This window comes from Citrobacter sp. RHB25-C09 (assembly GCF_013836145.1).
GTDB lineage: Bacteria > Pseudomonadota > Gammaproteobacteria > Enterobacterales > Enterobacteriaceae > Citrobacter_A.
The window spans coordinates 3,010,720-3,024,179 of the sequence record NZ_CP057483.1; the positions used below are offsets into that span (position 1 = coordinate 3,010,720).

The window sequence follows — 13,460 nt, forward strand, 5'->3', positions numbered from 1 at the left end:
GTGTTACTCGAATTATTTAGAGGAGACATGCTGCAACCAGCGCCTTTCCGCTCGGCGGAACAGGCTGATCAGGACATACGAAATAATTAAATACAGTACAGCGGCGATACCGAAAGCGGTAAAGGGCTGATACGTTGCCGAGTTAATGTCACGGGCAATCTTCAGCAGATCCGGAACCGTCGCGGTAAACGCCAGCGCCGTTGAGTGCAGCATCAAAATGACCTCGTTGCTGTATGCAGGCAGTGCGATGCGCAGCGCCGACGGCAGAATAATGCAACGATACATTTTGAACGATGAAAAACCATAGGCCCGCGCGGCCTCAATTTCGCCGTGCGGCACTGAGCGAATCGCCCCTGCGAAAATCTCGGTGGTGTAGGCGCAGGTATTCAGCGTCAGCGCCAGAACGGTACAGTTCAGGCCACTGCGGAAAAAGGCATTCAGAAAATCGGTGCCTTTGACGATCTCAAGCGTATACATCCCCGAATAGAACACCAGCAGCTGCACGTACAGCGGCGTTCCACGAAAAATGTAGGTAAACAACCAGATAGGGAACTGGATAAATTTATTGCTGGAGACGCGACCAATGGCAAGGAACAACGCCAAAATTCCGCCCATGACCACAGAGGAGATAAGCAGCCACAGCGTGATGGCCACACCCGTTATCCGGTACCCATCTGTCCATAACAGGGGCTTCCAGTACTCCTGAATAATCTCGATCACAGGTCAGCCCTCTTCACACCCACGGAGTAGCGGCGTTCGAGGAACAGCAGCACACCATTGGATACGGTGGTAAACACCAGATAAATCAATCCACAAACGATGGCGAAATAAAACGGTTCCCAGGTACTCTTCCCGGCTAGCTGCGTGGCTTTCACCACATCCTCCAGGCCGAGTAAAGAAACCAGCGCCGTCGATTTCAGGATCACCTGCCAGTTGTTACCGATACCCGGTAGCGCATAGCGCATCATGGCTGGAAACATAATTCGGCGAAAGATTTGTGAAGAGGTGAAACCAAACGCCGTTGCGGCTTCTATATGCCCTGTCGGCACGGCCATAAAAGCGCCACGAAAGGTTTCCGTGAAATAGGCGCCATAGATAAAGCCGAGGGTAATAATACCAGCCACCATCGGATCAATATCGAGTTGGTTCATGCCAAGGGCATCCGTCACCGTATTCAGCGCGATTTGTAAACCGTAGAAAATCAGCAGCATTAATACCAGATCGGGTACACCGCGAATCAGCGTGGTATACCCTTCAAAAATAAGCCCAGTCACCCGGTTTTGCGAGAGTTTAGCCGCTGCCCCGACGAGGCCGATCAGCACCGCCAGCACGACGGAACTGAGGGCCAGTTCCAGCGTGACAACGGCGCCCTGTAAAATAACACCTGAAAACCCATACAACATGCTGCCTGTCCTGTCGTGAAGGGTGAGTAAGCGCCTCTTTTGACATCACGATCATCCCGTTTATGCCGGATGGCGGCGTTGTCTTATCCGGCCTACGACAGCGATCCGTAGGCCTGATAAGCGTAGCGCCATCAGGCAGTTGAAAGGTTAATCGTCACGTTCCGGGGCTTATCTACACCCGGCGGTGATTACCCGCCATAAACATCAAAATCAAAGTACTTTTTCGCCAGCTTCTCGTAAGTACCATCAGCGCGCATTTCTGCAAACGCTTTGTTCAGGGCTTCGCGCAGTTCGTTATCTTCTTTGCGCAGCCCCATACCGGTACCCACTCCGAACAGTTTCTCGTCTTTCACAGACGGGCCGCCGAATTTGTAATCTTTGCCAACGGGCTGCTTCAGGAAGCCTTCGCTTGCTGCAACTTCATCCTGGAATGCCGCATCAATACGTCCGGCGGTCAGGTCAGAATAAATATTGTCCTGCCCCTGATACGAGACGATCTCAATGCCTTTCGGCGCCCAGTGTTCGTTACCAAACGTCTCCTGCGTCGTGCCCTGCAGCACGCCCACACGTTTGCCTTTTAACGACTCGACTGTTGGCTGGATGTCAGCGTCTTTCGCTACTACCAGGCGAGAATCGGCGGCATACAGTTTGTCAGTGAACGCAATTTCCTGCTGACGCTTCTCGGTGATAGAAAGCGAGGACATGATAGCGTCGATTTTTTTCGCTTTTAACGAAGGGATCAGCGCATCAAGCGGGTTTTCCACGAAGGTACACTGAGTTTTGATACGTTGGCACAGTTCTTTAGCCAGATCGATATCAAATCCCACCAGTTCTCCCTGCGCATTCTTTGACTCGAAGGGGGCGTAAGTTGGATCGGTACCAATTCGAATTTTTTGCGGAATGGCTGCAAATGCTGCGGTAGCACTGGAAAAAGCCAAAACCAGAGAAAGAGATAACGCCAGTTTTTTCATAACTATCCTCAACAAACTGTCTTATATAGGGGTTCTTCACAGGACCAAGAGCAGTTATCGTGCCATTAATCGGGTCGACAAGGCAAAGTATTCTACCCTGCCGACCGGTTTAATTTGCATATAAAACGCTTAAGTATGCAATTTCATATTATTTGGCAGCGAACGATGCCCCAGAACAGTGCAAGAAACGCATCATGCCTCGTTTTGGATACCCCAAACGGTGCAGTCTCGTCCCCACATTGAGGGTTTACTCGCCGTAGACGTTAAAGTTGAAGTACTTTTTCGCCATCTTATCGTAGGTACCATCCTGACGCAGTTCGCCCAGCGCCTTATCAAAGGCCGCTTTCAGTTCTTTATCTTCTTTACGCAGACCTACGCCCGTACCGTCGCCAAAGTATTTTTTGTCTTTAACAGAAGGACCGGCAAAGTCAAAGTCCTTCCCGGCAGGCTGTTTGAGGAAGCCTTCGCTGGCGGCCACTTCATCCTGCAACGCCGCGTCCAGTCGCCCCGCCGTCAGGTCGGAGTAGATCAGATCCTGGTTGGCATAGGCCACCACATCGACGCCTTTGCTGCGCCAGGTGTCGTTTGCATAGGCTTCTTGCGTAGAACCTTGCAGAACGCCAACATGCTTGCCTTTCAGCGACTCCAGCGTTGGCTGGATTGGCGCACCTTTTGCGGCGATCAGACGAGAATCTGCCGCATACAGTTTGTCGGAGAACGCGATTTCCTGTTGACGCTTATCGGTGATGGACAGCGACGAGATAATGGCATCAATTTTCTTCGCTTTGAGTGACGGGATCAGTGCATCAAAGTCACTGGCAACCCAGGTACATTTGACCTGCATACGCTTACACATCTCATTTCCCAGATCGATATCAAATCCGATGAAATCGCCTTTAGCATCTTTCGAGGAGAACGGTGCATAGGTGGTGTCTGTCCCAATGCGAACCGTTTCTGGCAGCGCAGCATAGCTGGTTGCGGTAGCAGAAAGGCCAATCAGCAATGACAGTGCGAGAATCGACTTCTTCATACAATACCCTCAAGTAGCGTGATTTTATTATGTTTTGCGTTGTGTTGTGTTGTGTTGTGTGCTTGCAGGCTTCTTCATGCAGGTCTTATGCCACTTTAGCGCAACTTATAATAATTGGCGTTAAATATGTTAATAAAACGTTGCGATATTGTCCTGATGTTGAAGATAGCAGGTCTGATGGGTGAACCGCAGCGTTTCGGTTCGATTTAAGGAATTAAATGTTGAGGATATGATCGCGGTTACAAAATTGCCCTGAAACAGGGCAACCGATGCAAAATTAGCTACAGACAGAGCAACCTTATGCCCCTTGCCAGCGCATAAAAAGATCGTGTGGAAGGGTGATATCAAACTGATCAATGACGCGGTTAACTGTTTGATTTATAACATCATCTAGCGTTTGTGGACGATGATAAAACGCAGGCACCGGTGGCATGATCACCGCGCCGATTTCCGCCGCCTGGGTCATTAAGCGCAAATGCCCCAAATGCAGGGGCGTTTCACGCACGCAGAGCACCAGCGGGCGACGTTCTTTCAATACAACATCAGCCGCGCGGGTCAACAGCCCATCGGTATAGCTGTGGACAATACCGGAAAGGGTTTTGATTGAACAGGGCACAATGACCATCCCGGCCGTCTGGAAAGAGCCGGAAGAGATACTGGCCGCAATGTCACGCGAGTCATGCGTCACGTCAGCCAGCGCCTGAACGTCGCGCAGGGAGAGATCCGTCTCCAGTGACAGCGTCTGGCGGGCGGCCTGGCTCATAATCAGGTGCGTTTCAATATCAGGTATATCGCGCAAAACCTGCAACAAGCGCACGCCGTAAATGGCGCCGCTGGCACCGCTAATTCCAACTATGAGTCGTTTCATGATCTATCGCCCCGTCTGACCTCAGGGCTGACTTTGCAGGATTTCAGGAGGAGTTGCAAGCCAGGGTGCGGAGAACCGCACCCCGGGAAAGAGCAATTAACCTTCGTTGTGCATCTCGAGGTTTTCTACTTCGGTCTGACGTTGTACCGCTTTGGCATCGTCATTACGCAGGGAATCGAGGAAATCGAGGTACTGCTGGTCAACGTCTTTCGTCACGTATACGCCGTTAAACACCGAGCACTCAAACTGCTGAATATCCGGATTTTCCGCGCGAACCGCGTCGATCAGATCGTCAAGATTCTGGAAGATCAGACCATCCGCGCCGATGATCTGGCGAATCTCATCGACTTCGCGACCATGGGCAATCAGTTCATTGGCGGTTGGCATATCGATCCCATACACGTTCGGGAAACGAATCTCCGGTGCCGCAGAGGCCAGATAGACCTTTTTCGCCCCGGCTTCACGCGCCATCTCAATAATCTGTTCTGAGGTAGTGCCGCGCACGATGGAGTCATCCACCAGCAGGACGTTTTTATCACGGAACTCGGCGCGGTTGGCGTTCAGTTTGCGACGCACGGACTTACGACGCAGTTGCTGTCCCGGCATGATAAAGGTACGACCCACGTAGCGGTTTTTCACAAAACCCTGACGGTAAGGCTTGCCGAGGATACGGGCGATCTCCAGCGCGATGTCACAAGAGGTTTCCGGAATTGGGATCACCACGTCGATATCCAGATCTTCCCATTCACGGGCAATCTTCTCGCCGAGCTTGGTGCCCATATTCACGCGGGCGCTGTAGACCGAAATTTTATCGATGAAGGAGTCCGGGCGCGCAAAATAGACATACTCGAACAGGCATGGGTTGCTAACCGGGTTTTCCGCGCACTGGCGGGTAAACAGTTGCCCTTTTTCGGTAATGTACACCGCTTCACCGGGCGCGACGTCACGCAGGAATTCAAAGCCTAACGTATCCAGCGCCACGCTCTCGGAAGCCACCATATATTCGGTACGACCATCACCAATGTCGCGTTTGCCCATCACCAGCGGACGAATACCGTTCGGGTCGCGGAAAGCCACCATCCCGTGGCCGATAATCATCGCCACGCAGGCATACGCCCCACGGATCTGGCGGTTGGTCGCGGCAATCGCGGCAAAAATATTGTCGGCTTCCAGCGGGTAGTGGCGGAAGTTATCCAGCTCGCTGGCGAAGATGTTGAGCAGAATTTCTGAATCTGAAGTGGTATTGATGTGGCGACGTTTTTCTTCAAACAGCTTTTTACGCAGCTCATGGGCGTTGGTCAGATTGCCATTATGGGCAAGCGTAATGCCATACGGAGAGTTGACGTAGAAAGGTTGAGCTTCAGAGGCGCTGGAGCTGCCAGCCGTTGGGTAGCGCACATGACCGATGCCCATGTTGCCCTGCATACGCTGCATGTGGCGAGCGTCAAAGACGTCGCTCACCAGGCCGTTTGCTTTACGCAAGCGGAAGCAGTTGTTTGCATCGATGGTGATGATGCCAGCGGCATCCTGACCACGATGCTGGAGCACCGTTAAGGCATCATAAATCGACTGGTTAACCGGCATAACACCGGCGATACCGACAATACCGCACATACGTCTTTTCCTCGTTAAGCCACATCTCAGAGCCTTTAGGCTCTGGGCAAGAAACTTGACGAGCTTTGCAGATAGTCAAAGAACCATCTGATGATGAAACTGAACTCAGGGATTAGCCGCGACTGACTCCAGTCCTCACTTTTCGACAACCCGGTAAAGGTATCGAGAAAGAACAGAATGGCAGCGACAATTAATACGCCACGCAGCGCCCCAAAACAGATCCCCAGCACCCGGTCTGTACCCGACAACCCGGTTTTTTCGACCAGTTGTCCAATCACAAAATTCACGACCGCGCCGACGATCAGCGTCGCGATAAACAGTACCGCGATGGCAATCCCGTTTCGAACCAGTTCGTCTTCAAAGCCCGAAAACCAGACAGACAGGTAAGTGTAGTAATGGCTGGCGACAAAGAAAGCACAACCCCATGTCACCAACGATAACGCTTCACGAACAAAGCCACGGATTAGGCTAACCAGACAGGAAAAACCAATCACCGCGATAATGGCGTAATCAATCCAGACCATATGTGTCCCACGACTTTACGCCCTGTCGTCCTGTTCGGGGCGCATTCTAACAGAAAAAGAAAACGTTTGCGTAGGGATTTCCTTCCCGTGCGTAAATAAAAATGGCGCCGAAAAAACATTCAACGCCATTACCATTTTTGCCTCTTCGGGCATTGCCGGATGGCGGCATAAACGCCTTATCCGGCCTACAATTGTCGCCGTAGGCCCGATAAGCGCAGCGCCATCGGGCGGAACGCGGTTTAGTTCGGGCTGTAACCCATCACCACGCCGCTCAGTCCGGAAATTTGCTGCAGCTCACCCAGTGAACCTTTCAGCTTATCTCTTGACGCATCCGGCCCAACCAGTATACGGGTTATTTTACCCTGTACCGGCGTAGACGGAGAAGTATAAACCCGGTAGCCCGCGCCACGAAGTTTACTCACTATTTCATTGACCTTATCGGCGTTTTTCAATGCCCCCAGCTGGACAACGTACGCCTTACCCGTCGGTGTCGGTTTTTCTTCGACGACCGGTTTTGGCGCAGGAACCGGCGTTGGCTCAACCTTCGGTTGCGGCTGTGGCTTCGGCTTCGGTTTTTCTACCGGCTTCGGCTTGGGCTGCTCAACAGGCGCAGGTACGGGATCAAGCTCAGCGCTGGTGTTGTTTGCATAACGTGAAGGATCCAGCGACGGTGCCGCCGCATTCCCTGCCCGCACCTCTTCCGCCGCACCTTCCGGCGGTTGCGTCGGTAACGCTTGCGTCGCCGCAGGCATCATATCCGGTTCATCGCGATCGCCCGGTTTAGGGACCAGCGGGATCGCAGCGAATTCATCCTGATAATGTTTTTTCTGCCCGTCGAGCAGACCTGGAAGCACAATCACCCCCAGCGCAACCAGCACGATCGTGCCCACTAAACGATTCTGAAACTTACTCGCCACCGCTTCTCCCCGCGTCCATTACTTCCATGACGTGCGCAACCGTATGAAAGGATCCACACACCAGTACGGTATCTTCTGGCTTCGCCTCTGCCAGCGCGGCGTACCACGCCTGTGCGACACTGTCATAGACATTACCTTTCCCGAGATGTTCCAGCAGTTGCTCTGCCGTCGCCCCTCGCGGCCCCTCCAGCGGAGCACAATACCAGTCGTCGACCACGGTTTTCAACCAGGCCAACGTTCCTGCGATATCCTTATCATGTAGCATACCGATAACCGCAAGAACGCGCCCCTGTTTCGGTAACATTTTCAAACGGCCAGTCAGATATTCCGCCGCGTGAGGATTATGCGCGACATCGAGGATCACGCGCGGCGACTCGCTCACAATCTGAAAACGTCCGGGTAAAATCGCCTGAGCAATCCCGTCGCGTATCGCCTGCTCTGGCAGCGTTAACCCACTGGCACGCAGTGCTGCCAGCGCGGTTGCCGCGTTAGGCTGCGGCACCTGCGGCAGTGGCAGCGCCGTCAGCGTTCCGTGTAGGTCAGTGAAGCGCCAGGTATCCCCCGTTACCTCATACTGCCAGTCCACGCCACGACGTTGAAGCTGCGCCCCTTTTTCCTGGGCGACATCAGCAATGGTTGAAGGCATTTCCGGTTCACCGACGATAGCCGGTTTTTCCGCGCGGAAAATACCCGCTTTTTCACGGCCAATGCTTTCGCGATCCGGGCCCAGCCAGTCGGTATGATCGAGCGCAATGCTGGTGATCACCGCGACATCAGCATCGACCATGTTTGTCGCATCCAGACGCCCGCCAAGCCCCACTTCCAGTATGACGACATCAAGCTTAGCCTGTTTAAACAGCCACAGCGCCGATAGCGTTCCATACTCGAAATAGGTCAGGGAAATATCACCGCGGGCGCCTTCAATCTCCGCAAAAGAGGCGGTGTGCGCCGATTCCGGCAGTTCCTTACCTTGAACGCGTACACGCTCGGTGTAGCGCACCAGATGAGGAGAGCTATACACGCCCACCTTGTAGCCTGCCGCCGTTAATACCGATTCCAGCGTACGGCATGTGGTGCCTTTGCCATTCGTTCCGGCAACGGTAAACACAAAGGGGGCGGGTTTCAGCACATCAAGTCGTGCAGCCACCTGGCTTACGCGTTCAAGACCCAGATCGATAGTGGTGGCGTGCAGGTGTTCCAGATAAGAAAGCCACGAGGCCAGGGGCGACGTGGCTTGAGGGATATGTTTGTTTTCCATGATGCCCGTAAAATCGTTACGTTAGAAAAGCAAAAGGGCAGCGCCTGCGGCCCTGCCCTTCTCCGTTATCAGGCCTCGGGTTCCTGATCTGGCACCGGTGGTACCACCACGCCTTCACGCGGGGTATCCGGATTCGGCGTTGGCTGATTCGTCAGCTTCGCCAGAATGCTTGCCAGTTTCAGACGCATTTCCGGACGACGGACGATCATATCGATAGCGCCTTTTTCGATCAGAAACTCACTGCGCTGGAATCCCGGCGGCAGCTTTTCACGTACGGTTTGCTCGATAACACGCGGACCGGCAAAGCCAATTAATGCTTTCGGCTCAGCGATATTGAGATCGCCCAGCATCGCGAAGCTTGCAGAGACGCCACCCATGGTTGGGTCGGTCAGTACGGAAATGTACGGCAGACCGCGCTCCTGCATTTTAGCCAGCGCAGCAGAGGTTTTCGCCATCTGCATCAGTGACATCAGCGCTTCCTGCATACGCGCGCCGCCGGATGCGGAGAAGCAAACCAACGGGCAATTGTCTTCCAGCGCCTGTTCTACGGCACGGACGAAACGCGCGCCGACAACGGAACCCATTGAGCCGCCCATGAAAGAGAACTCAAACGCCGCCGCGACAACAGGCATACCGTGAAGCGTACCTTTCATGACGACCAGCGCGTCTTTTTCGCCGGTTTCCTTTTGTGCGGAAGCCAGACGATCTTTGTACTTCTTGGAGTCACGGAACTTCAGCACATCTTTTGGCTCAAGCTCGCTTCCCAGTTCTACGAGGGAACCTTCATCTAACAGACTATGCAGGCGATTGCGCGCCGACATGCGCATGTGATGGTCACACTTCGGACAGACCTCAAGATTACGTTCCAGCTCAGCACGGTATAAAACCTGACCGCAGCTATCACACTTCGTCCACACCCCTTCAGGAATGCTTGCCTTACGGGTTGGAGTAATGTTGCTTTTAATTCGTTCAATCCAGCTCATTGGTGACCTTTCTGCCTGAACCCTGGTTAGCTTTGTTATAAGGGGCGCATAATGCCATTTTTGCCCCTAACAGACCATGAATGTTACACATTAAAACATAACAGCCCGATACTTTGGATAAAAAAGTGGTCGAACCGCAGAGTAAGTTTCTATTTTTGTGCTCTGGCTGCCGCACGTCTGTGGCGAATGATCTCCACCACCCCCGGCAGGATAGACACAATAATAATCCCGACAATCAGCAGCTTAAGGTTATCCTGAATCATCGGGATGGTTCCAAAGAAATAACCTGCGTAGGTGAAGAGCAGAACCCACAGCAGCGCGCCAATCACGTTATACGCAGCAAAATGACGATAAGACATATGCCCCATTCCCGCCACAAACGGCGCAAAGGTTCTGACTATCGGCACAAACCGCGCGAGAATAATCGTTTTGCCGCCGTGTCTTTCATAGAACTGGTGAGTTTTATCCAGATAGCTGCGACGGAAAATCTTAGAGTCCGGGTTGCTGAATAGCTTCGCGCCAAACAGCCGTCCAATGGTGTAGTTCACTGCATCACCAATAATCGCGGCAATCAGCATTAACGCGACCATCATATGCACGTTGAGATCGTTGGTTCCCAGCGACGCCAGCGCGCCCGCAACAAACAGCAAAGAATCCCCCGGCAGAAACGGCGTAACCACCAGACCAGTTTCGCAAAACAGGATCAGGAACAGTATGGCGTAAACCCAGACGCCGTACTCCGCAACCAGTTCCGCTAAATGCACATCGATGTGCAGAATGAAATCGATAAGAAAGTAAATCAGATCCATAGTTGCCTTTACCTTGTACGACGCAAATTAGTCCGCCAGGAACAGCGGACCCATGGGTGGTTTTGGAAGATCAAAGCGTTCGGGGTAATCCACCGCCACCAGATACAGACCTTCCGCTTTCGCCGTTGCCGCTGCGAGCGTTCTGTCCTTTGCCGCTAACAGCTCTGCTATCCAGCTCTCCGGCTGGTTGTGGGCACCTACTTCCATCAGGCTGCCGACAATGTTCCTGACCATATGATGTACAAAGGCATTCGCTTTGATATCAACCACCACATACGGGCCATGGCGCGTGACGTGTATATGCATCACGTTACGCCACGGTGTGCGCGACTGACACTGCACGGCGCGAAACGAGGTAAAGTCGTTTTCACCAATCAGACACTGCGCCGCGCGGTGCATCCGCTCAGCGTCCAGCGGCTCATAGTAGTGCGTTACCCCTTTGCCTAATACCGCCGGACGCAGCCGGTGATTATAGATGATGTAACGATAACGACGTGCCGTGGCGCTAAACCGCGCATGAAAATCTTCCGGTACAGCTTTTACCCATCGAACGGCAATGTCACCAGGTAAATTCGCATTTACACCTAACGTCCACGCCGCGTCTTTGCGCAGCGCGGTAGTTTCGAAATGCACAACCTGCCCGGTTCCGTGAACGCCCGCGTCGGTACGACCGGCGCAAAAAACGTGAATGGGTTCATTCGCCACCTGCGAAAGCGCCTTTTCCAGCTTTTCTTGTACGCTACGGACTTCGTTCTGACGCTGCCAGCCATAATATTTGCTGCCGTCGTACTCAATGCCCAGCGCAATTTTATAGACAAGCGGTTGCTGCGGGTCAGACATTAGTACATGTACTCCTGGACCAGTTTTTCAGCAATTTTCACCGCCATCAGCGCGCCGCCAAAGCGGACGTTATCGGCGACCGACCAGAACTGAACCTGTTCAGGCATTCCGTAATCGTTACGCACACAGCCCACCGAGAGCTGCGCGTTGCCGGAGGCGTCGCCAACCTGCGTCGGGAAGTCCGTTTCTTCTGACAGTACAATGTCTTCACCACGGGAAAAGGCATCGCGGGCCTCTTCTGCGGCCAACGGACGCAGCGCTTCAAACGCCACTATCTGCGCATGGCCATAAAATACCGGCGACTGTACGCAGCTTGCGGAGATCATCAGCCCGTCATCCTGCATAATTTTGCGCACCTCGTCGACGATCCGGCGCTCTTCGCGCACGCTGCCTTCACGATCCGGCAGCAGCGGCAGCATATTGAACGCCAGTTGACGACCAAAGAAATCATCTTCATCAATGGGAATACCGTTAAGCAGCTTCGCGCTCTGCCCGGCGAGGGCATCAACGGCTTTTTTTCCGTGGGCGGAAGCCGAAAGCAGGTTGGTTACGGTGATGCGGGAAAGTCCACCCTGATCGATAAGCGGTTTCAGCGCGGCCAACAGCTGACTGGTCAGGCTGTTCGGCACGGCAATAACGTTGCGATTGCGGTAATCTGCCAGTACAAACGGGTTTACCTCAGGCACCACCAGCGGTACATCTGGTTCAAGGGCGAACAGACCGCTGGAATCAATGACCAGGCAGCCAGCGTTTGTGGCGTCTTCAACCCAGGCCGCAGTAGCTTCAACGCCCGCAACAAAAAAGGCCAACTGCGCCTGCGTCCAGTCGAACTCTGCCGCATCCTGAACAATGACGGACTTCCCCGCAAAGCGCAGGTACTCTCCCGCACTTTCCGCACGCGCCAGCGCATAAATTTCACCAACCGGGAACTGGCGTTCAGCCAATGTTTCAAGCAGCGCTTCGCCTACAGCGCCCGTTGCGCCGAGAACGGCAATATTCCAGCCTTCAGACATGGTGGTTTACTCCAGAAATAGCAAAGCTCCCCGCGTCACGCAGGGAGCGACAAAAAGAATATCAGCGAGCCGGGTGATGGACGGCGTTAAAACCGAGCTTATGCAGCAGCGTAGCGGCACTGGCGTCGTCGCACATCACGTACAGCGAGGACCATTCACGGCGCTCAAGGTAATTCTTACGCAGTTTATCGAATTCACCCGGTATTCCGGCGACTTTGCGCAGGGGCGCATCGTCGCGGCGCACATCATACACCAAATGCACCAGCCTTTTCAGCGTTGGCTGATCCAGCGGCCCATGCAGCGTAATGCGACCAAACTCCGGGGCCGGCAGAAGAGTGTCCAGCGCGACATGCTGCTCGCGGCCAATGAACGCGCTATAGGCTTCGAAAACCTGAGTCGTGCCGCGCGCCTTGCCTTCCAGGGTGTAACCGGCGATGTGCGAAGTGCCAATATCAACCTTACTCAGCAGTTCGACATTGAGATCCGGTTCGCCCTCCCAGACATCCAGCACCACGCTTAAATCCTGTCCGGCAGTCAGACGCGCAAGCAGCGCCGCGTTATCCACCACCGCGCCGCGACAGGCATTGATCAAAATGGTGCCCGGCTTCAGGCGGCGAATCAGCGCCTCGTCGGCAAGATGCAGCGTCTTATAAGGCCCGTCTTTAAACAGCGGCGTGTGAAAGGTCAGGATGTCAGCGTCCTGCACCAGTTCATCCAGCGAGCGGAAGTCGCCCTCTTCCCCGCGATCGGCGCGCGGCGGATCGCAAAGCAGTGTACGAATTCCCAACGCTTCCAGTCGCGCCTGTAATCGCCCACCGACGTTGCCTACACCAACGATGCCCACGGTACGTTCGCGCAGCGCGAACCCGTCACGCTCCGCCAGCATCAGCAATGAGGAGAAGACATACTCCACAACCGCGATAGCATTACAGCCAGGCGCCGCTGAAAAGCCAATTCCCGCCTGCTTCAGCCAGCCATCGTCCACATGATCGGTTCCGGCCGTGGCGGTACCGACAAATTTGACGTTTTTCCCCTCCAGCAACGCGGCGTTCACTTTCGTCACTGAACGGACCATTAAGGCATCAGCATTATCCAGTTCAGCGACAGGAATGGGGCGTCCTGGAACCGCTTTGACTTCCCCCAAACGACTGAACAGTTCGCGGGCATAAGGCATGTTTTCATCAACGAGAATTTTCACGTCTGTCGTACCTGTTTGAGAACGAGAGTTAA

14 protein-coding genes are annotated in these 13,460 nt (G+C 53.8%); all 14 read right to left on the minus strand.

Annotated elements, in window-relative coordinates; all coding sequences use genetic code 11:
* Positions 1-12 precede the first annotated feature (12 nt).
* Positions 13-720 carry a histidine ABC transporter permease HisM gene (hisM, locus tag HVY19_RS14135; protein WP_181681192.1) on the minus strand — a complete coding sequence of 236 codons (708 nt, stop codon included), beginning with the start codon at positions 718-720 and terminating at the stop codon, positions 13-15.
* A complete protein-coding gene (locus tag HVY19_RS14140) occupies positions 717-1,403 on the minus strand; it encodes a histidine ABC transporter permease HisQ (protein WP_181681193.1) in 687 nt (228 codons plus the stop codon). Before HVY19_RS14140 ends, hisM begins: the two co-directional genes overlap by 4 nt.
* A 188-nt stretch (positions 1,404-1,591) precedes the next feature.
* Positions 1,592-2,374, minus strand: coding sequence for a histidine ABC transporter substrate-binding protein HisJ (gene hisJ / locus HVY19_RS14145; RefSeq protein WP_181681194.1), 783 nt, complete (start codon positions 2,372-2,374; stop codon positions 1,592-1,594).
* Positions 2,375-2,621: 247 nt separating this feature from the next.
* Positions 2,622-3,404 carry a lysine/arginine/ornithine ABC transporter substrate-binding protein ArgT gene (gene argT, locus HVY19_RS14150; RefSeq protein ID WP_181681195.1) on the minus strand — a complete coding sequence of 261 codons (783 nt, stop codon included), beginning with the start codon at positions 3,402-3,404 and terminating at the stop codon, positions 2,622-2,624.
* A 298-nt stretch (positions 3,405-3,702) separates the two neighbouring features.
* On the minus strand, positions 3,703-4,272 hold the full coding sequence (locus HVY19_RS14155) for a UbiX family flavin prenyltransferase (protein ID WP_181681196.1): 570 nt from the start codon (positions 4,270-4,272) through the stop codon (positions 3,703-3,705).
* Between the two features lie 96 nt (positions 4,273-4,368).
* A complete protein-coding gene (gene purF / locus HVY19_RS14160) occupies positions 4,369-5,886 on the minus strand; it encodes an amidophosphoribosyltransferase (RefSeq protein ID WP_181681197.1) in 1,518 nt (505 codons plus the stop codon).
* A gap of 35 nt (positions 5,887-5,921) precedes the next feature.
* Positions 5,922-6,410, minus strand: coding sequence for a colicin V production protein (gene cvpA, locus HVY19_RS14165; RefSeq protein ID WP_181681198.1), 489 nt, complete (start codon positions 6,408-6,410; stop codon positions 5,922-5,924).
* Positions 6,411-6,649: 239 nt separating this feature from the next.
* Complete coding sequence (dedD, locus tag HVY19_RS14170) at positions 6,650-7,327, minus strand: cell division protein DedD (RefSeq protein ID WP_181681199.1); 678 nt, start codon at positions 7,325-7,327, stop codon at positions 6,650-6,652.
* A complete protein-coding gene (gene folC, locus HVY19_RS14175; protein ID WP_181681200.1) occupies positions 7,317-8,585 on the minus strand; it encodes a bifunctional tetrahydrofolate synthase/dihydrofolate synthase in 1,269 nt (422 codons plus the stop codon). Before folC ends, dedD begins: the two co-directional genes overlap by 11 nt.
* 68 nt (positions 8,586-8,653) lie before the next feature.
* Positions 8,654-9,568 (minus strand): acetyl-CoA carboxylase, carboxyltransferase subunit beta, encoded by a 915-nt coding sequence (gene accD / locus HVY19_RS14180; protein ID WP_181681201.1) that lies wholly within the window; start codon positions 9,566-9,568, stop codon positions 8,654-8,656.
* Between the two features lie 149 nt (positions 9,569-9,717).
* Positions 9,718-10,377, minus strand: coding sequence for a DedA family protein (locus HVY19_RS14185; protein WP_181681202.1), 660 nt, complete (start codon positions 10,375-10,377; stop codon positions 9,718-9,720).
* 27 nt (positions 10,378-10,404) lie between these two features.
* A complete protein-coding gene (gene truA, locus HVY19_RS14190) occupies positions 10,405-11,217 on the minus strand; it encodes a tRNA pseudouridine(38-40) synthase TruA (protein WP_181681203.1) in 813 nt (270 codons plus the stop codon).
* Positions 11,217-12,230, minus strand: a complete 1,014-nt coding sequence (locus HVY19_RS14195) for an aspartate-semialdehyde dehydrogenase (protein ID WP_181681204.1) — start codon at positions 12,228-12,230, stop codon at positions 11,217-11,219. Before HVY19_RS14195 ends, truA begins: the two co-directional genes overlap by 1 nt.
* A 61-nt stretch (positions 12,231-12,291) precedes the next feature.
* Positions 12,292-13,428 (minus strand): 4-phosphoerythronate dehydrogenase PdxB, encoded by a 1,137-nt coding sequence (gene pdxB / locus HVY19_RS14200; protein ID WP_181681205.1) that lies wholly within the window; start codon positions 13,426-13,428, stop codon positions 12,292-12,294.
* Positions 13,429-13,460 lie beyond the last annotated feature (32 nt).